The sequence below is a fragment of the Paucibacter sp. KCTC 42545 genome (assembly GCF_001477625.1).
GTDB lineage: Bacteria > Pseudomonadota > Gammaproteobacteria > Burkholderiales > Burkholderiaceae_C > Paucibacter_A.
This window is the reverse complement of record NZ_CP013692.1, coordinates 22528-43938: the sequence shown is the minus strand read 5'-3', so window position 1 is coordinate 43938 and position 21411 is coordinate 22528. Positions and strand designations below refer to the sequence as shown.

Sequence of the window (21411 nt, the reverse complement as noted above, 5' to 3'; positions counted from 1 at the left end):
GCCGGGCTAGGTAGTCAGATCAAGAACGTGCGCGGGCGCTCAGGATTTCCAAGGCCGGCAAGGTCTTGCCTTCCAGGATTTCCAGGAAAGCGCCGCCGCCGGTGGAGATATAGCCCACGTCCCTTTCGATGCCGTACTTGGCAATCGCCGCCAGGGTGTCGCCACCGCCAGCAATCGAGAACGCGCTGGACGCCGCGATGGCGCGGGCGATCGTTTCGGTGCCGTGGGCAAACGCGTCGAACTCGAACACGCCCACCGGGCCGTTCCAGACGATGGTGCCGGCGGCCTTGAGTTGCTCGGCCAAGATGGCGGCCGTCTTGGGGCCGATGTCGAGAATCAGGTCGTCTTCACCGACGGCATCGGCCGCCTTCACCGTGGCCGGGGCATCGGCCGCGAACTTCTGCGCCACCACCACATCGACCGGAATCGGCACCGCCGCGCCGCGCGCCTTCATGGCTTCGATGACGGCACGGGCCTCTTCCACCAGATCGGGTTCAGCCAGGGACTTGCCGATCTTCAGGCCTGCCGCCAGCATGAAGGTGTTGGCGATGCCGCCACCGACGATCAGGCCGTCCACCTTCTCGGACAAGGCTTTCAGAATGGTCAGCTTGGTCGAGACCTTGGAGCCGGCCACGATGGCGATCAGCGGGCGCTTGGGCGCGCTCAGGGCCTGAGTGATGGCGTCGATTTCAGCGGCCAGCAGCGGGCCAGCACAGGCGATGGGCGCGAACTGGGCGATGCCATAGGTCGTGCCTTCGGCGCGGTGAGCGGTGCCGAAAGCGTCATTGACGTAGATGTCGCACAGGGCGGCCATTTTCTTGGCCAGGGCCTCGTCGTTCTTCTTCTCGCCCTTGTTGACGCGGCAGTTCTCCAGCAGCACCAGCTGGCCCGGAGCCACGTTCACACCGTCCACCCAATTGGCAATCACCGGCACCCCGTTTTCATAGGGATGGCCCAGCAACTCGCCCAGGCGCTTGGCCACCGGGGCCAGCGAATCGGCGGGCTTGAACTCGCCCTCGGTGGGGCGCCCCAGGTGCGAGGTCACCATCACGGCGGCGCCGGCCTTCAGGGCTTGCTCGATGCAAGGCACCGAGGCGCGGATGCGGGTGTCTTCGGTGATGTTGCCGGCATCGTCTTGCGGCACATTCAGGTCGGCGCGGATGAACACGCGCTTGCCGGCCAGCTGACCGGATGCGAGCAGATCGGAGAAACGAATCACATTCATGGCAAGTCTCTTAGTTTGAGTAAAAAAGGAAAACGAAAACGGGGGGCTACCAGCCCAGGCCAATGCGCAGGGCCAGCATCACCGCGGTGCCGCTGAGGATGGTGCCCAGGATGTCGCGTCGCCAGAAAAAGTAGGCGCTGGCCACGGCGGTGGCATAGAGCCGCGCATCGCGCCAGGTGTCGATCAGCTGGCCCTGGCTCATCACGATCTCGGGCACGATCACGGCCGCCAGCGCGGCCAGCGGCGCGTAGCGCAGGCCTTGCTTAGCCCAGTCGGGCATAGGCAACTCTTCTTTTGGCAGCATGAAAAAGGCGCGGGTCAGCAAGGTGATCAAGCCCATGCCGACGATGCCCAAAGCCACTTCCCAGTTCGACAGCATCAAGGCACCAGCTTTCTTTGCGGGAAGCTGCGTTCCATCAGCAAGCCCATGGCCACGGCGGCGGCAATCGCCACCAGAATATTCAGGCGCAAGGGCAAGCCGTAGGCGGCCACCGCAGCGCAGCTGGCCACGCCCGCCGAGACCCAGGCATTGCGATCCTTCAACAGCGAATAGGCCAGGCCCAGCAGGGCCAAGACCCCGGCAAATCCCAAGCCCCATTGCGTGGGCACACGGTCGGCCAGCAAGATGCCCAGCACCGAAGGCACTTGCCAGGCGGTCCAGTTCATGCAGACGCCGCCCCAGTAATAGGGCAGCTGCTCGGGCGCGGGCTTGACATCGGGCCAGCGCTTCAAAAAAGCCACGTAATTGAGATCGGCCGCGAAGTAGCCGATGCGCAGCCTTTGCGCCAGCGGCAAATGGCCAAAAAACATGCGCCACTGCGCGCTGAAAATGACGAAGCGCAAATTGACGCAAAACGCCGTGGCCCACAGCACCCAGAGCGGCGCGCCGCTGGCAATCAGCGGCAAGGCGGCCAATTGCGAGCTGCCGGCAAAAACCACAAAACTCATCAGCAGGGCCAGGCCAACGCCGAGGCCGCTCTTGACCATGGCCACGCCGGTGACCAGGCCCCAGGCTGAAATACCCAGGGTGATGGCGGCCATATCGAGCGCGCCACGCTTGAATTCGGGGTGGCGCCAGAGCGGCGCCGGAGTGTCAACGGAAGAAAAGCCCATAGACGCATTGTCCTATGGGCTTGAGCTGTTGGCGGGCCGAGCGGCCCGCTGACACATGGCGTCTTCTCTCGGGCTCAGTACAGCTTCTTGACTTTGCCGTTGCCAGCGACCGACAACTTCAGCTCAGGCGAGCCCAGATAGGCCACATCGCCAGAGCCAGCGATGGAGACGTTGAGGGTCTTGCGGGCGAACACCTCGGTGTTGCCACTGCCGGCGATGCTGACCTTGACCTCTTCGGCCTGCAGGCTGCGGGCCCGAATATCGCCCGAACCGGCCACCGACAAGCGCAGGACCTGCGTCGTGCCGCTGGCCTTGATGTCGCCGCTGCCGGCCACGTTGAAGGCCAGGCTCTCGCTCTCGATGTTCACGAAGCTGATGTCGCCGGAGCCGCCGATGCTGGCGTCCACGCTCGGGGTCTTCATCGCCTCGACCTTGATATTGCCCGAGCCGCCAATCGCGATGGCACGCAGCTGCGCCATGTCGATGATGATTTGCGGCCGCACCGAGCCGTTCAGGCTACTGCCCTTCTTGGGCGCGATCTCCAGCGTGCGGCCCTTGCTGCCATCAACGATGCGGGTTTCCAGCAGCGGCTGCAGGTTTTTGTCGGTACGCACCTCGACCCGCGAACTGGAGTTCTGGCGCACGATGACCTGGAAACCGCCCGCCAGCGAGATGGCATCAAAGCTCGGCAGCTCGCGCACCTCACTCACGACTTCACCCGAACCATTGACCGTCTCCGAACCCCAACCCCAGCTCCAGGCGTGCGCGCCGGAAGCCATGAGGAAACTGCAAGCAGCGACAGCGAAAAAGCGGCGATTCAGCATGATGGTGGGGCTTTCGAAAGAGATGTCGATCAAGGAATGACGCCATCTTGCCGGAGCACGGCACCGGCCGGGTAGCGCAAGAAGACAGCCCGTCGGTTTGTGGGCGCCAGATGCAAAAAGGCCGGATTGAAAGGCAAGGTGCTCATTCAATCCGGCGCTTTCAATTCAGACCGGGGGGTGCGATGCGGCTCGCCCCCTCAGTGCGCAGCCTTGGGCTTGGCCGCAGCCTTATCGCCGGGTTTCTCAGCCGCCTTGCCGTCTGGTTTGGAGGCGGCTTTGTCTTCGGCTTCCGCCTCATCATCGGCTTTGGGCTTGGGCTTGCCCAACACCGGGCGCGGCACCACGGGAACAATGCCTTCCAGCTTGTTCTCACGCATGTACTCGTCCATCTCGCGCCAGCCCGCAAACATCGAGGCCTTGTGGGCCTTAGGGTTGAGGTTGTAGCAGTCCTCGATGGCGCGCATGGCATGGCGGCAGCCACTGCCCAGCGCCTTGCCCTCGGCCTCTTTGGCGGCTTGCACCTTGGCGGGATCTTCAATCCCAAGCTGATCGCAGGCCGTCAGGCTCAGCAAAACAGCGGCCGCGGTGGTGAGACGAAAAAAAAGCTTCATGCGGCAGATATCGGCAGCAAGACCTGACACTTGAACGGGCTGCTTCACGCTCAAGCCCCTTGATGCTGGGCAGCGCTCAGCGGCCGCGGGCCATTTCCAGCAAGCGGGCCACGCGCTCTTCGGTGGGCGGATGGGTGCTGAACATGCCCGCCAGGCCTTTGCCGGAGAGCGGGTTCATGATCATCATCTGCGCCGTTTCCGGGTGACGCTCGGTGGTCTCCAGCGGCAGGCCTTGGGCGATGCGGTGGATTTTGTCCAGCGCCGAGGCCAGTGCGGCCGGGTCGCCGGAGATTTCAGCGCCGCCGCGATCAGCCTCAAATTCGCGCGCCCGGCTGATGGACATCTGGATCAAGCTGGCCGCGATCGGCGCCAGGATCGCCACCAGAATGCCGGCGATGGGGTTGCTGCGGCCTTCGCTGTCGCGCCCACCAAAGAACATGGCGAAATTGGCCAGCATGGAAATCGCACCGGCCATGGTGGCGCTGATGGTGCTGATCAAGATGTCGCGGTGCTTCACATGGGCCAGCTCATGCGCCATCACACCGCGCAACTCGCGCTCGGACAGGGTGCGCAAAATGCCCGTGGTGGCAGCCACTGCCGCATGCTCGGGGTTGCGGCCGGTGGCAAAGGCATTGGGCGCGTCTTCGTCGATCAGATAGACCTTGGGCATGGGCAGCTGGGCTTTTTGCGCCAGCTCGGCCACCATGGCATAGAACTGCGGCGCCGACGAAGCATCCACCTCGCGCGCCCGGTACATCTTCAACACCATGGTGTCAGAGAACCAGTAACTGAAGAAATTCATGCCCAGCGCGACGAGCAGCGCCAGCATCATGCCGCTGCGCCCGCCCAGCATGGCACCCATGGCCATGAATAGCGCCGTGATGGCGGCCATCAAAATGGCGGTCTTCATCAGATTGAACATGTGCATTTCCCTCCGAGGTCGCGGCCAAACAACTAATTAGCTGAAACAAATGAAACCAATTGAATCAGCAAGAAACACTCGCCTCCTATTTGGAGGCTAAGCCAGGCAAATCAAGTTGCGGCCGCAGCGGGCATTTCAACAGCGGCAAACACGGCGCCCACGGCAATCGGCTTGGCCTGCAAAAACGCCGCGGCGGGCAAGCGTTTACCACCGGCGCGCTGCAACTCGGTCAGGCGCAGAGCCTGCTGGCCGCAAGCGACGGTGATGCCCGTTTCGTCCACCCGCAAGACCTGACCCTGCGGCCCGCTGCCTTCCGCCACCTCGGCGCGCCAGACCTTGATGGCCTCGCCGTCCAGATGCGCCAAGCCGCCAGGGAAGGGGTCGAAGGCGCGCAAGCGGCGCTCCAACAGCGCCGCGTTTTGGCGCCAATCGAGTTGGGCCTCGGCTTTTTCGATCTTGTGCGCGTAAGTCACGCCCTCGGCGGGCTGCGGCACGGGGCGCAAGCCGCCCGCAGCGGCAAGTTCCAGTGCCTCAACAATCATGCGGCCACCCAGCACGGCCAAGCGGTCATGCAGGCTGGCAGTGGTGTCGGCGGGGGCGATGTCCAGGCGCTCGATCGAGAGCATGTCGCCGGTGTCCAGGCCGGCATCCATCTGCATGATGGTGATGCCGGTTTGCGCATCCCCGGCCTCGATGGCGCGGTGGATGGGCGCCGCACCGCGCCAGCGCGGCAGCAAGGAGGCATGGATATTGAGGCAGCCACGAGCGGGCAGATCCAACACCCATTGCGGCAGGATCAGGCCATAAGCCGCCACCACCATCACATCGGCCTTGGCCGCCAGCAAAGCCTCACGGGCCGCAGCGGCTTCCTCAGGAAACTTGCCGTCCAGGCGCAGGCTGCGCGGTTGCGCCACGGCAATGCCATGCTGCAAGGCCACTTGCTTGACGGCAGAAGCCTGCAGCTTCATGCCGCGGCCGGCCGGGCGGTCGGGCTGGGTCAGCACCAGCGTCACCTCGAAGCCGGCCGTCAGCAAGGCCTGCAAGGCGCTGGCGGCAAACTCCGGCGTACCGGCAAAAACAACGCGCATGGCCGGGCGGGAAGCACTCATCAGCGGCGCACCGCCTGCTCTTCGCGCGTCTTCTTGATCATCTTGGTCTTGATGCGCTCGCGCTTGAGCGGGCTGAGGTATTCGACGAAAACCTTGCCCATCAGATGATCCATCTCGTGCTGCACGCAAACGGCCAGCAGGCCTTCGGCCTCGAACTCGTAGGTCTCGCCTTCGCGATTGAGTGCCCGCACGGTGACGCGCGAATAACGCGGCACTTTGTCGTAGACCTGGGGCACTGACAGGCAGCCTTCCTCGCCTTCGGTGAACTCGGCGCTGGTCTTGATCAGCTCGGGGTTGATCAGCACGCGCGGCGTGTCACGCTCATTCGAGGTGTCGATCACCAGCAGCCGCTCGTGCACATCCACCTGGGTGGCGGCCAGACCCACGCCTTCGGCGTCGTACATGGTCTCCAGCATGTCGTCGACCAAGGCACGGATGCGCTCGTCGACTTGAGCCACAGGTTTGGCCACCGTGTGCAGACGGGGATCGGGGTAACGCAGAATATTCAGTATTGCCATGAAGCGAGCCAGAGGGTTTGAGCGGTCAAGATAGAGGGGGAAAGCCCTTTGCTTGACTCTTTGCGACGAGCCATATTTGGGGGCAGAATCGCCGCGCAAGACCGAGATTTTCGCTGAAATACGATCAGTACATGATCACGCCCGCGATCAGCCACAATTTGCTCACGCATTTACCCGCGCAGACCGCCCCGGCGAGTTGCGCCAAGATCATCCCAATCAACTCGCCGCGACGGCTGCGAAAGAGAAATTGATGCCCCAGTTCCTGCCCCAGTGCGATATGTTTCCCGGGTCTGCCAGCTCACGCCGCCACCCTCTGGCCCTGGCCTTGCTGGCCCTGTCGCTGACTTGCGCCGGCGCACATGCACAGGCTCAAGCAGCCAAACTGCCGATCAGCGATGCCCAGCGCGCCACCGCCGAACGCGTGGCGCAAAGCGGCGTGCCGCTGTCGGAGCTGACCCCCGACGCACCTGACACCTACACGGTCAAGACCGGCGACACCTTGTGGGGTATTTCCCAACTCTTCCTCAAGAGCCCCTGGCGCTGGCCCGAGCTGTGGGGCATGAACCGCGAGCAAATCAATAACCCGCACCTGATCTACCCCGGTCAGACGCTGATGCTCGTCAAGCAAGACGGCATGGCGCGCCTGCAGATGGCGCAAGAGCGCGGCGGCTACGGCAGCGGCGTGGCCGGCGACACGGTCAAGTTCTCACCGCGTATTCGCAGCGCCGCCAACGATGGCTCCGACATTGCCGCCATTCCGCTCAATCTGCTTGAGCCCTTCCTCAACGATGCGGTGGTCTTTGACACCGACGCCCTGGCCGCCGCGCCGCGCATCGTGGCCGCCCCCGAAGGGCATGTGAACCTCGCCAAGGGCCATACCGCCTATGCGCGCGGTGATCTGAGCAAGGCCAATGATTACCGGGTATTCCGCAACACCCGCCCCTTGCAGGACCCCGTAACTGGCGAAATCCTCGGTTACGAAGCCCGCTATCTGGGCACGGCCGACCTGATCCGCGAGGGCTCGGAGCAGACCAATAGCGATGGCAAAACCGAAATCGTGCCGTCCACACTGCTGATCAAGACCGCCCGTCTGGAGATCGGCGTCGGCGATCGCCTGGCCCCGGTTTTGCAGCGCAATTTCCAGCGCTATGTGCCGCATGCCCCGACCCAGGAAATGCACGGCCGCATCGTGTCGATCTACGGTGACGGCGTCAACGCCGGCCAGAACCAGATCGTGGCCCTGAACCGCGGCAGCCAGGACGGCATGGAACGCGGCCATGTGCTGGCCCTGTGGCAAAAGGGCCGCGCGGCGGTCGACACCACACAGGAAAGGCGCCAGGACATTCAACTGCCGGACGAGCGCCACGGCGTGCTGTTCGTGTTCCAGGTTTATTCGCGTGTGTCCTACGCCCTGATCATCTCGGTGAAGGAACCCGTCAAGCCTGGCGACCGCTTCAGCCAGCCTTGATCGCTTAGCAGCCAGCCCAGCCCCACTCTGGCGCACCCAGGCTCAGCATGGACCGCAGCGAACTAAGCGCCTGGCTGCGGCTGCTGGAAACCCCGGGCCTGGGGCTGGAAGCCGCGCGGCGCCTGCTGGCTGCCGCAGGCTCGCCACAAGCCGCGCTTGACTTGCCGGCACCGGCACAGCGGGAGCTTTTGACACCCAAACAGCGCCTGGCCTTGAGCGAGTTACCACCGCTGTGGCCGGATTTGCTGGACAAGACCTGGGCCTGGCTAGAAGCCAACCCCGCGCACAGCCTGCTGACGCTGGGCGACCCCGACTACCCCGCCGCCCTGCTGGCCACGGCCGACCCGCCCTTGCTGCTGTACCTGGCCGGGCGCCGCGAGCTTTTGGCCTGCCCCGGCCTGGCCATCGTCGGCAGCCGCAGCCCCACCCCGCAGGGGCGCGACAACGCCGAGCAGTTCGCCCAGGCACTCAGCCAAGCCGGCCTGACCATCATCTCCGGCTTGGCCCTGGGCATTGATGCGGCCGCCCATCGCGGCGGCTTGGGCGGCGCGGCCAGCAGCATCGGCGTGCTGGGTACCGGGCTGGATCAGATCTACCCCAGCCGGCACCGCGAACTGGCCGCCGAGATGCTGCAGCACGGCCTATTGATCAGCGAATACTCACTGGGCACACCCGCCCTGCCGCCCAATTTCCCGCGCCGCAACCGCATCATTGCGGGCCTGAGCCTGGGCTGCCTGGTGGTGGAGGCTGCTCTGCGCTCGGGCTCGCTGATCACGGCCCGACTGGCCAGCGAGGCCGGGCGCGAGGTCTTCGCCATCCCCGGCTCCATCCATTCGCCACTCAGCAAGGGCTGCCACGCGCTGATCCGCCAGGGCGCCAAGCTGGTGGAAACGGCGCAGGATGTGCTGGAGGAATTGCCGCCGCTGGCCACCACGACCGCAGCCTGCTCTCATTTGCCAACGTCAGGCGATGCCGGGGCCCTTCCGGCCGGCGCGCCAGCCAAGGTGCTGGCTCAGATGGGTTTCGATCCAGTCTCGCTGGACAGCCTGATGGCGCGCGGCGGCTGGCCGGCCCATGAGCTGAGCGCCTATTTGCTGGACTTGGAACTCGACGGTCATGTCGAGCGCCTGCCCGGCCAGCTGTTTCAAAGGCGCGCCAAGGCCTGAGCGCGGTGGGGCGAAAGCCTGGCCTCCGCCCCACTCAGTTATAGTGCTGCCCATGCTCGACGTGCTCGTCTACCTCTACGAAACCTATTGGCGCCCAGATGCATGCCCGGATCATGCACAGCTGACGCGCAAGTTGTCGGCCGTAGGTTTCGAGCGTGATGAGATTCAGGAAGCGCTGACTTGGCTGGACGGATTGGCCGCCGGCGCTACGTCTTACCAGGGCACACAAGGCCCGCTGAGCCTGCGCGTCTACTCGGTCGCCGAGCAAGACCATCTGGGCGAGCCCTCCATCGGCTTCATCAGTTTTCTCGAAGCGGCCGGTGTGCTGCCGCCGCCCATGCGCGAAATGGTCATCGACCGCGCCATGGCCATCTCCGGCGGCCCCATGGACCTGGAAGACCTCAAGATCATCGTATTGATGGTGTTCTGGAGCCTGGGCGAAGAACCCGATGCGCTGATTCTGGACGAGTTGTTCGTGGCGCCCGAGGACCGGCTGATCCACTGAGCACGCGCTAGCGCTGCGGCTGATCCGCGTCGCAGTTCACTCCGCCGCAGGCTCCGCTGAAGGCTTCAGCAGGCTTGCCGCCCAAACCCCTAATTCAGCAAACGCCCCGGATCCCCATCCAGCTTGGCCAGCGCATTGCGCGTAGCCTTGACCGTCAAGGCTTCGTCCTGCGCCGGCAGCAAGAGGCCCGCCTGCAAGAAGGCTGCCATGCGGCTGATCGAGAACAGCACGCAACGGCCATGGGTGGTCACAAACAAGGCCATCTGGCGACGGTTGCCGCGCCAGGCCAGTTGCACCGCTTCATTGCGGTTGCGGTAGTCCAGCATGTACCAGCCGCCCACCTGCAACTCACGCGCCCAGGCCAGCATGGTGGCAGTGGGGGCACTGCCGCCCTCGGCCACCACTTCCAGGCCTTCTGATTCATGGCCGGACAAGTCGCGCACCAGCGACTGGTTGATTTGTTCCTCGTCCATGCCCTCTTCGCCCACCTCGGGCAGCAGAGCTTCCAGCGTTTCCAGCTGGTCCATCAACTCATCCAGGCGCTCACGCGGAATCGCGGCGGTCTTGGCGGTGAAGGCCGCGGCCAGGGCGTTATTGAGGTGGCGGATCTGTTCATCTTGCTTGTCCACCGGCAGGCCAACATCCAGCATGCCGTCGCGCAGGGTTTTGAGCAGCGGCGGCAGGCGGCGGATCACCTCGGCCCGTTCCTCACGCGTGACCTTGGCGCTGGCGGACCAAATCAGGTCGGCCGCGGCGCGCTTCATTTGCTTGATGCTGTCCGACTGAGCGCCGCTGCGTACCGCGGTGACGGCCAGCACATCGGCCCATATCTGAAACAAGAACTCGCGCACACCGTCCTGCACCGGCACCTCGGCGAGCATCTTGCGCAGCTCGATGGTGTACTGGATGGCCAGCGTCTCGCGCTGTTCCACCTGCTGGGCCAGCGAAACGCCGCGGCGGGTGTTCTGGTTTTCGTTCTCGAAATAGTTGTCGAGGAACTTCTCGAACTCGGTCAGCACCGTCTGGAAGACGCGTCGGCCGGTGTCCGGATAAGCCTCCACCACCTGCACCACTCGCTTGATCTCGCGCTCCAGCGGGTCGCCGCCCGCATTGGCGAAGGCGCCGCTCCCGGCGGCATGGTTGACGCTGGTGTTGAAGCCCATCACGCAAGCGCCCATGCGGTCGATCAGCTGGCGCGCGGGGTGGTCGGTGGTGGCAAAGAAGTCGGGCTCGCTGACGGCTACCCGCAGCACCGGCATTTGCAGGCGCGCAAACCAGACCCGCACCGTGGCCGGGATATGGTCTTCCATCAAGATGCTCTGGAACATCATGGCCACCAGCTCGATGGTAGCGCGTTCGGCCGGCGTGTCCGCAGCTTGCTTGAGCGCCGTCTTGACGCTTTGATGGCGCTGCTGCCATTGCTCCAGCCGCTGCGGCGCCTGATCGGGCAGGCTCAGCACATCGGTGGAAAGATTCATGTCCAAGCTGGGGTCGCTCTCCCGCATGGCCTGCTGCGCTTGCTGGATAGCGGCGCTCAGGCGCTGCGGCGCTTGGCTGGATAAGGCCTGCGGCGCTGGGCTCACCGAGGCCGGGCCGCCTTGCTTGGCCGTGGCGGCAAAAGCCGGCACCTGGCTGCCGACAATGCGTTGCAAGAGTCGCAAGACTTCCTCGGCCTGGCTGCTGGCGGGACTTTGCACCGTGATCGGGCCCGGCGCCGTGCCTGCCTCAGGCAAGCCCGAGCCTGCGCGGATAGCCCCGCCACGCGGAGCGGCAGCGCCCCCCCAGTCAGCTGACGCGATCGGCCCGGTGTTGAGGCTGCGGCGGATAAAGGGCCGCAGATCCACCTCGGGCATCACCGCCTGTTTGACCAACCAGTGGTTGACCTCGTGGTAGGCCTCGGCCAGCAGAATCGCGAATTCTTCGTGCAATTGCAGGCGCAGCATCTGCCATTCCGACACGCCCATGCCGCTGCGGCCCCAGGCGTCCAGCACCAGCTTGGCCAGCACATTGGCGCGCAGCAGGTCTTGCGGCGCCAAGTCTTCGTGCTGCTCCAGCATCTGAATGCGGGTACGCAGATCGGTGAATTCCCAGCTGGCGCGGTCCATCATGGCCAGTGCCAAGCGCGAGGCGGTGATCTCGCGCTCGATGGTGTCATCGTCCACCAGGGCCAGCTTGGACGGGGTGATCCCCGCCAGCGCCGGCTCGGGCGGCCTGCCGTCTTCCTGAACGCCGTAAACAGCGGCGTGGCGCAAGCCGCTGAGCACGCTGCTCAGCCACGCCGGGCTGCAACGCTGCCAAGCCTCGACGCCTTCACGGCGTGCATGCATGAGTACCGGAACGCCGGTCTGCGTCAACAGCTGGGCGGCCGCATCGCTGATGGCCTGGCTCAGCGTAGCCATGCCGCGCAACAGCGCTTCGACATAGATGCGCCGCGCCTGAATTGCCATAGCCTTGTTGCGGGCGGCGACAGTCATGGATGGTTGATTAAGCGATCAAATGCGGGGTTCCGACTGACTCTACTACACCACCGCGCCGGCGTTTGGGTCGTCCGGATCTTCACGGTTCACCGGGGCTTGGATCAGGTCTTCGCGCTTAACGCCCAGCCACATGGCGATGGCCGCGGCCACGAACACCGAGGAGTAAATACCGAACAAGATGCCGATGGTCAGTGCGATGGCGAAGTAGTGCAGGGTCGGGCCGCCGAAGATCAGCATCGAGAGCACCATCAACTGCGTGCTGCCGTGGGTGATGATGGTGCGGCTCATGGTGCTGGTGATGGCGTGGTCAATCACCTCGTGGGTGCTGAACTTGCGGAACTTGCGGAAGCCCTCGCGCACCCGGTCAAAAATCACCACCGACTCGTTCACCGAGTAGCCCAGCACGGCCAACACCGCCGCCAGCACGGAGAGCGAAAACTCCCACTGGAAGAAGGCGAAGAAGCCCAGGATGATGACCACGTCGTGCAAGTTGGCGATGATGCCGGCGACCGCGAACTTCCACTCGAAGCGGAAGGCCAGGTAGATCATGATGCCGATGACGGTGACGCCCAGCGCCTTGGCCGCGTCGCGCGCCAGTTCTTCACCAACGGCCGGGCCCACCACCTCGCTGCGCATCAGCTTGATGGGTTCGGCATTGGCGGCCGTGGTGCAGACCTGCTTGCTGATGGCCTCACCCTTGTCGCTGACCATCTGGCGCTGGCTGATGCTGCCGGACTCGGCCTTGCACAGTTCGCTGAACACCAGGCCGACCTGTTCGGTCTGCTTGATGTCGGCGCGCAGGGGCAGACGCATCATCACGTCATGTGAGCTGCCGAAGTTGGTGACCTGCACCTCGCCAAAGCCCAGGCCTTCGACCACATGGCGGGTCTTTTCAAGATCGGCCGCTTGCGCATACTCGACCTCGATGACCGAACCGCCCTTGAATTCGATGGAGAAGTTCAGGCCTTTGGTGACCAGAAAGAAAACGGCGGCCGCGAAGGTGATGAAGGAGATGACGTTGAAGATCAACGCATGCTTCATCAAGGGCAGGTCGCGCTTGATACGGAAGAGTTCCATGATTCGCTACTCGATTCGTTCAGGTCAGACTTTGGCGGCGGGCTGCTGTGGATCCACCTCGACAGGCGGCTTCCAGATCTGCCCGATCGACAGGGACTTGAGCTTCTTCTGACGGCCGTACCAGAGGTTGGCCAGGGCACGCGAGAACACCACGGCCGAGAACATCGAGGTCAAGATACCCAAGCAATGCACGATGGCAAAGCCGCGCACCGGGCCGGAACCGAAGGCCAGCAAGGCCAGACCGGCAATCAGCGTGGTGACGTTGGAGTCCAGAATGGTGGCGAAGGCGCGCTCGTAACCGAGATTGATGGCCGCTTGCGGCGAAGCGCCGTTGCGCAACTCTTCACGAATGCGCTCGTTGATCAGCACGTTGGAGTCAATCGCCATGCCCAGCACCAGGGCGATGGCCGCGATACCCGGCAGCGACATGGTCGCGCCCAGCATCGACAAGACTGCGACTAGCAGCAGCAGATTGAAGCCCAGCGCCAGCGACGAGAACACGCCGAAGAGCATGTAGTAGATGCACATGAACACGGCCACGGCGGCAAAACCCCAGGTCACGCTCAAGATGCCGCGCTCGATGTTTTCCTTGCCGAGGCTGGGGCCAACGGTGCGCTCTTCGATGATTTCCATCGGCGCGGCCAGCGAACCGGCGCGCAGCAGCAGCGAGGTATCGGCCGCTTCTTGCAGCGTCATCGCGCCGGAAATCTTGACCCGGCCGCCGCTCAATTCGCTGCGGATCACCGGGGCCGTCACGACCTCGCCCTTGCCCTTTTCGAACAAGATGATGGCCATGCGCTTGCCAATGTTCTCGCGCGACATGTCCTTCATGATGCGGGCGCCCTTGGCGTCCAGCGTCAGGTCCACGGCGGGCTGGTGGTTTTCGTCCGAGCCGGCTTGCGCGTCGCTGAGGTTGTCACCGGTCAGCACCACTTGGCGCTTGACGATGATGGGGCCAAAGCCGCGGTCGATGAAACGCTCGGTGCCGAAGGGCACCGGGCCGCTGCCAGCCAGAGCCGCCTGCGCTTCGGCGCTGTCGTCCACCATGCGCAATTCCAGCGTGGCGGTACGGCCGATGATGTCCTTGGCCTTGGCCGTGTCTTGCACACCGGGCAGTTGCACGATGATGCGGTCCAGACCCTGCTGCTGAATCACCGGCTCGGAGGTACCCAACTCGTTGACCCGGTTGTGCAGGGTGGTGATGTTTTGCTTCAGCGCGGCTTCTTGCACCGCCACCATCGAGGCAGGCTTGAGGGTGCCGGTCAGGCGCGACTCAGCCGCGTCGCTGCTGGGCGTCCACAGCACTTCGGGGATCTTGTCAGCCAGCAAGGCCATGGCCTGCTGCTGGGTAGCGGCATCGCGGAAGGCGATCACCACATTATTGCCATCGCGGCTGATGCCGGCGTGGCGCAGATTCTTTTCACGCAGCAAGCTGCGCACATCGCCGATCAGCGATTCGGCCTTCTTGGTCAGCGCGGACTTCATGTCCACCTGCATCAAGAAGTGCACACCACCGCGCAAGTCCAGACCCAAATACATGGGGAAGGCATGCAGCGAAGACAACCACTTGGGCGAACGCGACAACAGGTTCAGCGCCACGATGTAAGTGGGCTCGGCCTCGTTGGGGTTGAGCGTCTTGCTGATCGCTTCCTTGGCCTTGATCTGGGTGTCCAGATCCTTGAACCGGGCCTTGATCGAGTTGCCTTCCAGCAGCACGAAGTCAGGCTGGATCTGGGCGGCGCTCAAGGCCTGCTCGACGCGGCCGCGCACGGCATCGTCAACCTTGACGGTGACCTTCGCGCTGGACACCTGCACCGCCGGCGCTTCACCGTAGAAGTTGGGCAGCGTGTAGATCAAGCCCAGCAATAGCGCAACGATCAGCAGCGCGTATTTCCAAAGCGGGTAACGATTCATGGTGGTGCATCCTCTGCGGCCCGGATCGCCGCGAGACAAGCCGCCCTTTTTGCAAAGAGCGGCGGCGGGCAGACGTCAGGCTGCGCCCGGTGGCGGGCGCTGGCTTGGCTAGGTCAATGAAAGTTCGGCGGCAGCGGCCCCCAAGCAAAGCTGGGCCGCCTGACCAGACTTGGGTTTACTTGATCGTGCCCTTGGGCAGCACTTGCACGACGGCGGAACGTTGCACCTGCAACTCCACGCCGCTGGAGACTTCCAGGGTCAGGAAGCTCTCGCCGACCTTGCTGATCTTGCCCAGCAGGCCGCCGGAGGTGACGACTTCGTCGCCCTTGACGATGGCCTCGATCATGGCCTTGTGCTCTTTTTGACGCTTCATCTGCGGACGAATCATCACGAAATACAGCACCACAAACATCAGCACCAGCGGCAGCATGCTCAGCAGGCTGGACTCAGCACCACCGGCGGCGGGTGCGGCTTGAGCAAAAGCATTAGAAATAAACACGTCGAATCCCTTTGGAATGATGGCGCCGCGCCGTCAGCGCATGAATTTGCCGGACGCGGGCGAGTGAACGGCGGATTGTATGCGCGCGGCAGACCGGCCATGCCGGCCCGGCCTGCCCTGCGCACGCAAGCCTTGTGCCGGGCTTGGATATGGCGTTGACAAGCTCACAAGGCAAGGCTACTCTTTAAATATATTTGACATATATAGACACAGATCTTGCTCACCTGCCGTCCGCCAGTTGACCCGGCGCCGAAGCGCCCGACCACCGTCAAACCAGCGGGCGGGATATTCAAGCGCGCCCGGCTCGGCCGCTTTTGAGCATGCGAAGATGCCGCCATGCCCCAAGTTGACGACCACCTCGGCCCCGCCGACCCGGAAAAGCGCCGCCAGGCCGACCAAGCCTACGACGCGCTGGAATCCATGATTGCCACCCTGCAGCTCAAGCCCGGGGCCGCCATTGTTGAAGCCGAACTGATCAGCCAGACCGGCCTGGGCCGCACGCCGGTGCGCGAGGCCTTGATGCGCCTGGTCAGCTGCGGCTTGATCGTGCAACAAGCCCGACGCGGCCTGCAAGTCAGCGAAATCCGCCTGGCCGAGCACCTGGACCTGATCGAAGCCCGGCGCGTGCTGGAGCGCCTGATCGCCAGCATGGCCGCGCGCCGCGCCACCCCGCCCCAGCGCCAAGACCTGCTGGCCTGCGCCCAAACCATGCTCAGCTCGGCCGAGGCCGGCGATCTGCACGGCTATATGCACGCCGATCAGGCCCTGGACCGCATCATCCACGCCGCTTGCCGCAACCCGGCCGCCGCCGCAGCGGTGGTGCCCATGGCCATTCAATGCCGGCGCTTCTGGTATGCCTATCAGCACCAGGGCGATCTGCTGCGCGGTGCGCAACTGCATCTGGACCTCGCGCAAGCCATTGCCGCGGCGCAAGCCGAGGCCGCCCAGACCGCCGCCGACGCGCTGATGGACTATTTGCGCGGCTTCGCTCAGGCCGTGATCGATTGAGCGATCAAGTGACCGAGCGACCAAACGATTCATTGAATGAGATTGAGTAACTCCCTAGCCCGGCAACGGGCGGACTGAGCCACACATGCGACTGATTGACTCCCACACCGGCGGCGAACCCACCCGCTTGATCATCGACGGCGGCCCCGATCTGGGCCAAGGCAGCATGGCCGAGCGCCTGCAGATCTTGCGCGAGCAACACGACCATTGGCGCCGCGCCCTGATGCTGGAGCCGCGCGGCTCCGAGGTGCTGGTGGGCGCCCTGCTCTGCGCCCCACAAGACCCGGCCAATTGCTGCGGGGTGATCTTCTTCAACAACGTCGGCTATCTGGGCATGTGCGGCCACGGCAGCATCGGCCTGATCGCCAGCCTGGCCTATCTGGGCCGCATTCAGCCGGGCCTGCATCGCATCGAGACACCGGTGGGCCTGATTGAAGCCCGGCTGGCCGAGGACGGCGCCGTCAGCATTGCGAATGTGGCCAGCTACCGCGAGGCCGCCGGCGTCGCCATCGATGTCCCCGGCCACGGCCGCGTGCACGGCGACATCGCCTGGGGCGGCAACTGGTTCTTCCTCTGCGACGACCATGGCCTGGAGATCGAGGCACGCAATGTCGACGCCTTGACCGATCTGTCCTGGCGCATTCGCCAGAGCTTGGCGGCGGCCGGGCATGACAAGGTTGACCACATCGAGTTGATCGGCGACTCCCGCAACCCGGCCCACGCCCCTGATAAAAGCGCCCGCAACTTCGTGCTCTGCCCCGGCAAGGCCTACGACCGCTCCCCCTGCGGCACCGGCACCAGCGCCAAGGTCGCCTGCCTGGCGGCCGACGGCAAGCTGCAGCCCGGCGAGTTCTGGCAGCAGGAAAGCGTGATCGGCAGCAGCTTCGAAGCCAGCTATCAGCTGGGCGCCGAGGGTCAGGTCTTGCCCACCATCACCGGCCGTGCCTTTGTGACGCTGGACGCCACGGTGGTGCAGCAGGCGGGCGATCCCTTCGCCTGGGGTATCCCCGTTTGACCCAAGGCCTGAAGGCCAGGCGCAGTGCCGATGTGCTGATCGTCGGCGGCGGCATCGTCGGCGCCGCTTGCGCGCGGGCCTTTGCCCGCCAGGGCTTGAGCGTGGCCGTGATCGAGCCTGGCCCAGTGGGCGGCGGCGCCACGGCTGCGGCCATGGGCCATCTGTTGCTGGCCGACGCCCTGGACGGCAGCGCGACGGCGCAGGCCGAGCATGGGCTGACCCGGCGCAGCCTGCAGCTCTGGGATGCGTGGCTGGGCGAGTCAGGCGCCAACAAAGGCAACGCCGAGGCAGCAGAACTGGCGCGCTGCGGCACGCTGTGGATTGCCGCCGACAAGGCCGAACTTGGCCTGGCCCTGCGCAAATGCGCTTGGTTGAATGAGCGCGGCATCAGCGCAGAAGTCCTTGGCGCTGATGCCTTGGCCCGCGCCGAGCCGATGCTGCGGCCCGGCCTTGCCGGCGCCTTGCGGGTGCCGGGTGATGCGCGCATCTATCCACCCAAGGTGGCGGCGCGTTGGCTGAACCAAGCGCGTGCCGAAATCATTCCTGGCCGCGTGGTTGCCTTTGACGGCCATAGCGTGCACCTCGCCGACGGCCGCCAGCTCTGGGGCGCCATGACCGTGCTGTGCGCCGGCCTGGCCAGCCAGCGCTGGTTGCCGCCCGGCAGCCTGGTGGCCAAAAAGGGCCACTTGGCCATCACTCAGCACTACCCGAACTCCATTACGCATCAGCTGGTAGAACTGGGCTATCAAAGCAAGGCCCACGCGGTGGACAGCGACTCGGTGTCCTTCAATGTGCAACCCCGGCCCGGTGGGCAGATCTTGATTGGCTCTTCGCGCCAGTTCCCCAAGCCCGGCCAGGCGGAGGATGAGCAAATAGACATGGCGACGCTGCAAAGCATGCTGGCCCACGCCTGCAGCTATCTGCCCGCCCTGGCCGGCATGAATCTGCTGCGCTGCTGGACCGGCCAGCGGCCCGCCAGCCGCGATGGCCGCCCGCTGATCGGCGCCCACCCCGAATACCCCCGCGTCTGGCTGGCCACGGGCCATGAAGGCCTGGGCGTGAGCACGGCGCTGGCCAGCGCTGAATTGCTGGCCGAGCTGAGCCTGCAAGCCCCACCCACCTTGTCTCCTGAACCCTGGGCGCCGCAACGCTTTTTCGCCGCATGAACAGCACTCACGCCAATCAGCTCCTGCTGCACATCAACGGCGACCCCCATCAGGTGCAAGGGCCATGCACGGTTGCCGCAGCTTTGGCGCAGGCGGGCGTACAGGCCACGCGGCGCTCCGCCACCGGGCAGCCGCGCGCGGCCTTTTGCGGCATGGGTGTGTGCCAGGAATGCCGAGTCAGCATTGACGGCATCGCGCAGCGCTTGGCCTGCCTGACGCCGGCCCGCGATGGCATGACCATTGAGGTGACCCCATGACGCGACTGCACGCCGATGTGCTGGTGGTGGGCGCTGGGCCGGCCGGCATCGCGGTTGTTTGCCAGCTGGCCGAAGCCGGCAAGTCCGTCATCTGGATCGACGCGGGCGCGGCTGCAGGTGGGCAGATTTGGCGCGCGCAGCTGCCGGCACGCTGGCAAGCACGACTGAAGGCAGTCGCGGCAAAGGTCCAACATCTGGCTGGCCATGCCGTGGTCAGCCCACTGCCCGCAGCGGCCGGCCAGCAGGCTCTGCTGCTGCAAAGCCAGCAAGACCCCAGCGCGGCGGCATTCGCCGTCCAAGCGCCGAATGTGCTGCTGGCGACGGGTGCGCGTGAACGCTTCATCCCCTTCCCGGGCTGGACCCTGCCCGGCGTCACCGGCGCGGGCGGCCTGCAGGCCTTGGTCAAGCAAGGCTGGCCACTCAAGGGCAAACGGGTGGTGGTGGCAGGCAGCGGGCCGCTGCTGCTGGCCACCGCGCACACGCTGCAAAGCCAGGGCTGCACACCCAGCTTGATTGCCGAGCAAGCCAGCAAAACGCAGCTGAGCCAGTTCGCGCTGCGCCTGGATGCGCGCTTCTGGGCGCAGGCGGCGTCAATGGCCTGGCAGCTGCGCCGCGTGCCCTTTCAAAGCGGGACCTGGGTGCTGCGCGCCCTGGGCGAAGAAAAACTGGAAGCCGTGGTGCTGAGCGACGGCCGGCGCGAATGGACCCAGGCCTGCGATGCGCTGGCCCTGGGCTATGGCCTGCTGCCCAATACCGAACTGGCCGCGTTGCTGGGTTGCGCCTTGCAGGCCAGCGCCATTCAGGTCGATCAGCAACTGCAGACCAGCGTGCCCGGCGTTTATGCCGCAGGCGAATGCACGGGCATTGCTGGCGTAGACAAAGCCTTGGCGGAAGGCGGCTTGGCCGCGCAAAGCATCCTGGGCCAGCAGCGCCAGCACGCACCCGCGGCCCTGCGGCGGGCGCGCCGCCATGGCCAGTTGCTGGCGCAAATTTTTGCTTTGCGCCCCGAGTTGCTGCAATTAGCCGAAGCCAAAACCATCATCTGCCGCTGCGAGGATGTGAGCCTGGGCGAACTCAAAGCGCAACGTAGTTGGCGCGAAGCCAAGCTGCAAACTCGCTGCGGCATGGGGGCCTGCCAGGGTCGCATCTGCGGGCCGATTTGTCAGGACTTGCTGGGCTGGCCCGCTGGCGCCGGTGAGCGCGCGGTGCGCGCGCCTTTGCAGCCGACGCCCATCTCGGCCTTTCTAAGCCCCGGCGTCAGCATGCCTGCCGACACCGATCAGAAAGATCAGGGCGATCCTTCGATCTTGTAGCCCGCTGCACGCCATTCCGGGAAGCCACCACGGAACCAGTAGACCTTGCTGTAGCCGGCCTTGACGGCGACGTGGCTGGCCTTGAAGCTCTTCCAGCATTCAGGGCCATTGCAGGCGAACACCAGGGCGGAGGCCTTGTCGGCGGGCAGCTGGCTCAAGTCGAACTTGTCATCCTCGACCTTGAAGTCAGCCTCTTTGGCGCTCTTCTCGTGATACGGCACCGACTTGGCGCCCGCCGCGTGGCCGGCCTTGTATTCGGCCTCGTTGCGGGTATCGATGAAGAGCGCGCCGCCTTGCAGCAACTTCGCCACGGCGGCAGCATCCACCTGCGTCGCGCCGGGCAAAGCGCGCGGGGTGAAATAGCCCAGGGTCGACACATACTCAAACGCGTCAGCACCGACGGCCTGCAGTTTCAGGCTGCCCGCTTGCGCGCCTTGCAGCGAGGCCCGCAGGCCCTCAGCGTTCAGCGTGCCACCGGGCTTCAGCGCCACACTTAAACCCGGCACGGCCTTGCTTTGCATCACCACCTTGAGCGACTCACCGGCGGCCTGCCAACGCTCGAACACGGCCCGCTCCACCGCCACCACATCGCAGCGACGGATCTGCAGGCAGACCAGCAAGGCATCTTGATAACGGCTTTCCAGCACGGCGCCAAAATGCTGCTTGATGGTGCTGTTGCTGGCATTAATTTCGCCACGCAACAAATAGGTGACCACGCTGTCCTGCATCGGCAGGCCCAGGCGCTTGCCGGCGGAGTCAGACAGCTTGTTGATGCTGCTGCTCTGCGGCGCCACCAGCACGGCCTGCACCGTCTTGTCCATGGTCGCCACGGGCTGATAGCCGTAACGCAAGGCGCTGCCCACCACATGGGCGGGGCCCACCACCAGATCATTCAGCCGCGAACGAGTCGCACTCAGGTCGGCCGTCGCATCATTGGATTGGGTCAGCTGCAAACCGCCAGCGGCACGCTCGCGCCGCAGCGACTGCTCCAGCACCTGGCGCCACTCACTGAATACCGCGAAGCGCGACTGCTCACCCTGGTCACCCGGGTTGACCACCACACTCAGTGGCGCCGCAACGCTGCAAAGCGGCAGGGCTGCAAGGGCGAGCGTGACCAGCACGCCGCACGAATGTGACGCTAGCGCTTGCTGCGCGCCTGAACGACCGGCAACACACAAAAAGCGCGATGCCAATGGCAACGCCAGTGAGTTGCGTGAGCGAGGG

21 protein-coding genes are annotated in these 21411 nt (G+C 64.9%); 8 read left to right on the top strand and 13 right to left on the bottom strand.

Going from position 1 to position 21411, the window contains the following annotated elements:
• Positions 1–19: 19 nt before the first annotated feature.
• From AT984_RS00225 to def, 8 genes are all read right to left on the bottom strand, one after another.
• Complete coding sequence (locus AT984_RS00225; protein WP_058718394.1) at positions 20–1225, bottom strand: phosphoglycerate kinase; 1206 nt, start codon at positions 1223–1225, stop codon at positions 20–22.
• A 46-nt stretch (positions 1226–1271) separates the two neighbouring features.
• Positions 1272–1604, bottom strand: a complete 333-nt coding sequence (locus AT984_RS00220; protein ID WP_058718393.1) for an AzlD domain-containing protein — start codon at positions 1602–1604, stop codon at positions 1272–1274.
• On the bottom strand, positions 1604–2338 hold the full coding sequence (locus AT984_RS00215; protein ID WP_058718392.1) for an AzlC family ABC transporter permease: 735 nt from the start codon (positions 2336–2338) through the stop codon (positions 1604–1606). The genes AT984_RS00220 and AT984_RS00215 overlap by 1 nt, the downstream gene beginning before the upstream one ends.
• Before the next feature lie 74 nt (positions 2339–2412).
• Positions 2413–3117: a head GIN domain-containing protein gene (locus AT984_RS00210; RefSeq protein ID WP_197418206.1), complete on the bottom strand. Its 705-nt coding sequence runs from the start codon at positions 3115–3117 to the stop codon at positions 2413–2415.
• Positions 3118–3359: 242 nt separating this feature from the next.
• The gene (locus tag AT984_RS00205) at positions 3360–3773 is read right to left on the bottom strand and encodes a hypothetical protein (protein WP_058718390.1); all 414 of its coding nucleotides are present in this window, start codon (positions 3771–3773) and stop codon (positions 3360–3362) included.
• 76 nt (positions 3774–3849) lie between these two features.
• Positions 3850–4695, bottom strand: a complete 846-nt coding sequence (htpX, locus tag AT984_RS00200) for a zinc metalloprotease HtpX (RefSeq protein ID WP_058721962.1) — start codon at positions 4693–4695, stop codon at positions 3850–3852.
• A gap of 110 nt (positions 4696–4805) precedes the next feature.
• Positions 4806–5783 carry a methionyl-tRNA formyltransferase gene (gene fmt / locus AT984_RS00195; RefSeq protein ID WP_058721961.1) on the bottom strand — a complete coding sequence of 326 codons (978 nt, stop codon included), beginning with the start codon at positions 5781–5783 and terminating at the stop codon, positions 4806–4808.
• Positions 5784–5803: 20 nt separating this feature from the next.
• Positions 5804–6322, bottom strand: coding sequence for a peptide deformylase (def, locus tag AT984_RS00190; RefSeq protein WP_058718389.1), 519 nt, complete (start codon positions 6320–6322; stop codon positions 5804–5806).
• A 277-nt stretch (positions 6323–6599) separates the two neighbouring features.
• Here def and AT984_RS00185 point away from each other — a divergent pair, with 277 nt between their 5' ends.
• From AT984_RS00185 to AT984_RS00175, 3 genes are read left to right on the top strand one after another with little or no spacing between them, the layout of a single operon-like run.
• The gene (locus AT984_RS00185) at positions 6600–7790 is read left to right on the top strand and encodes a LysM peptidoglycan-binding domain-containing protein (protein ID WP_058718388.1); all 1191 of its coding nucleotides are present in this window, start codon (positions 6600–6602) and stop codon (positions 7788–7790) included.
• Positions 7791–7837: 47 nt separating this feature from the next.
• Positions 7838–8956, top strand: coding sequence for a DNA-processing protein DprA (dprA, locus tag AT984_RS00180; RefSeq protein WP_058718387.1), 1119 nt, complete (start codon positions 7838–7840; stop codon positions 8954–8956).
• 52 nt (positions 8957–9008) lie between these two features.
• The gene (locus AT984_RS00175; RefSeq protein WP_058718386.1) at positions 9009–9461 is read left to right on the top strand and encodes a DUF494 family protein; all 453 of its coding nucleotides are present in this window, start codon (positions 9009–9011) and stop codon (positions 9459–9461) included.
• 89 nt (positions 9462–9550) lie between these two features.
• On the opposite strand, the gene AT984_RS00170 is transcribed toward AT984_RS00175, so the two are convergent.
• The 4 genes from AT984_RS00170 to yajC form a co-directional block, all read right to left on the bottom strand.
• Positions 9551–11935, bottom strand: coding sequence for a DUF1631 family protein (locus AT984_RS00170; protein ID WP_058718385.1), 2385 nt, complete (start codon positions 11933–11935; stop codon positions 9551–9553).
• A gap of 45 nt (positions 11936–11980) precedes the next feature.
• Positions 11981–13015 (bottom strand): protein translocase subunit SecF, encoded by a 1035-nt coding sequence (gene secF / locus AT984_RS00165; protein ID WP_058718384.1) that lies wholly within the window; start codon positions 13013–13015, stop codon positions 11981–11983.
• A 24-nt stretch (positions 13016–13039) separates the two neighbouring features.
• Positions 13040–14929: a protein translocase subunit SecD gene (gene secD / locus AT984_RS00160; RefSeq protein ID WP_058718383.1), complete on the bottom strand. Its 1890-nt coding sequence runs from the start codon at positions 14927–14929 to the stop codon at positions 13040–13042.
• Positions 14930–15104: 175 nt separating this feature from the next.
• Positions 15105–15428, bottom strand: a complete 324-nt coding sequence (gene yajC, locus AT984_RS00155; RefSeq protein WP_058718382.1) for a preprotein translocase subunit YajC — start codon at positions 15426–15428, stop codon at positions 15105–15107.
• Positions 15429–15764: 336 nt separating this feature from the next.
• On the opposite strand from yajC, the gene AT984_RS00150 reads away from it, so the two are divergent.
• The 5 genes from AT984_RS00150 to AT984_RS00130 all read left to right on the top strand — a co-directional run bounded on the left by AT984_RS00150 (position 15765) and on the right by AT984_RS00130 (position 20187).
• On the top strand, positions 15765–16436 hold the full coding sequence (locus AT984_RS00150; protein WP_058718381.1) for a GntR family transcriptional regulator: 672 nt from the start codon (positions 15765–15767) through the stop codon (positions 16434–16436).
• 85 nt (positions 16437–16521) lie between these two features.
• The gene (locus AT984_RS00145) at positions 16522–17451 is read left to right on the top strand and encodes a proline racemase family protein (RefSeq protein ID WP_058718380.1); all 930 of its coding nucleotides are present in this window, start codon (positions 16522–16524) and stop codon (positions 17449–17451) included.
• Positions 17448–18617 (top strand): NAD(P)/FAD-dependent oxidoreductase, encoded by a 1170-nt coding sequence (locus AT984_RS00140; protein WP_231741489.1) that lies wholly within the window; start codon positions 17448–17450, stop codon positions 18615–18617. Before AT984_RS00145 ends, AT984_RS00140 begins: the two co-directional genes overlap by 4 nt.
• Entirely contained in the window at positions 18614–18874 is a 261-nt protein-coding gene (locus tag AT984_RS00135; protein ID WP_058718379.1) for a (2Fe-2S)-binding protein, read from the top strand. The genes AT984_RS00140 and AT984_RS00135 overlap by 4 nt, the downstream gene beginning before the upstream one ends.
• Positions 18871–20187 (top strand): FAD-dependent oxidoreductase, encoded by a 1317-nt coding sequence (locus tag AT984_RS00130; RefSeq protein WP_058718378.1) that lies wholly within the window; start codon positions 18871–18873, stop codon positions 20185–20187. Before AT984_RS00135 ends, AT984_RS00130 begins: the two co-directional genes overlap by 4 nt.
• Here AT984_RS00130 and AT984_RS00125 read toward each other — a convergent pair.
• A complete protein-coding gene (locus AT984_RS00125) occupies positions 20163–21308 on the bottom strand; it encodes a rhodanese-like domain-containing protein (protein WP_058718377.1) in 1146 nt (381 codons plus the stop codon). The genes AT984_RS00130 and AT984_RS00125 overlap by 25 nt on opposite strands.
• Between the last annotated feature and the right edge of the window lie 103 nt (positions 21309–21411).

Coding starts and splice junctions, on each gene's coding strand:
- AT984_RS00225 (WP_058718394.1), bottom strand. CDS start 1,225: ATGAATGTGATTCGTTTCTCCGATCTGCTCGCATCCGGTCAGCTGGCC.
- AT984_RS00220 (WP_058718393.1), bottom strand. CDS start 1,604: ATGCTGTCGAACTGGGAAGTGGCTTTGGGCATCGTCGGCATGGGCTTG.
- AT984_RS00215 (WP_058718392.1), bottom strand. CDS start 2,338: ATGGGCTTTTCTTCCGTTGACACTCCGGCGCCGCTCTGGCGCCACCCC.
- AT984_RS00210 (WP_197418206.1), bottom strand. CDS start 3,117: ATGGCTTCCGGCGCGCACGCCTGGAGCTGGGGTTGGGGTTCGGAGACG.
- AT984_RS00205 (WP_058718390.1), bottom strand. CDS start 3,773: ATGAAGCTTTTTTTTCGTCTCACCACCGCGGCCGCTGTTTTGCTGAGC.
- htpX (WP_058721962.1), bottom strand. CDS start 4,695: ATGTTCAATCTGATGAAGACCGCCATTTTGATGGCCGCCATCACGGCG.
- fmt (WP_058721961.1), bottom strand. CDS start 5,783: ATGCGCGTTGTTTTTGCCGGTACGCCGGAGTTTGCCGCCAGCGCCTTG.
- def (WP_058718389.1), bottom strand. CDS start 6,322: ATGGCAATACTGAATATTCTGCGTTACCCCGATCCCCGTCTGCACACG.
- AT984_RS00185 (WP_058718388.1), top strand. CDS start 6,600: ATGTTTCCCGGGTCTGCCAGCTCACGCCGCCACCCTCTGGCCCTGGCC.
- dprA (WP_058718387.1), top strand. CDS start 7,838: ATGGACCGCAGCGAACTAAGCGCCTGGCTGCGGCTGCTGGAAACCCCG.
- AT984_RS00175 (WP_058718386.1), top strand. CDS start 9,009: ATGCTCGACGTGCTCGTCTACCTCTACGAAACCTATTGGCGCCCAGAT.
- AT984_RS00170 (WP_058718385.1), bottom strand. CDS start 11,935: ATGACTGTCGCCGCCCGCAACAAGGCTATGGCAATTCAGGCGCGGCGC.
- secF (WP_058718384.1), bottom strand. CDS start 13,015: ATGGAACTCTTCCGTATCAAGCGCGACCTGCCCTTGATGAAGCATGCG.
- secD (WP_058718383.1), bottom strand. CDS start 14,929: ATGAATCGTTACCCGCTTTGGAAATACGCGCTGCTGATCGTTGCGCTA.
- AT984_RS00150 (WP_058718381.1), top strand. CDS start 15,765: ATGCCCCAAGTTGACGACCACCTCGGCCCCGCCGACCCGGAAAAGCGC.
- AT984_RS00145 (WP_058718380.1), top strand. CDS start 16,522: ATGCGACTGATTGACTCCCACACCGGCGGCGAACCCACCCGCTTGATC.
- AT984_RS00135 (WP_058718379.1), top strand. CDS start 18,614: ATGAACAGCACTCACGCCAATCAGCTCCTGCTGCACATCAACGGCGAC.
- AT984_RS00130 (WP_058718378.1), top strand. CDS start 18,871: ATGACGCGACTGCACGCCGATGTGCTGGTGGTGGGCGCTGGGCCGGCC.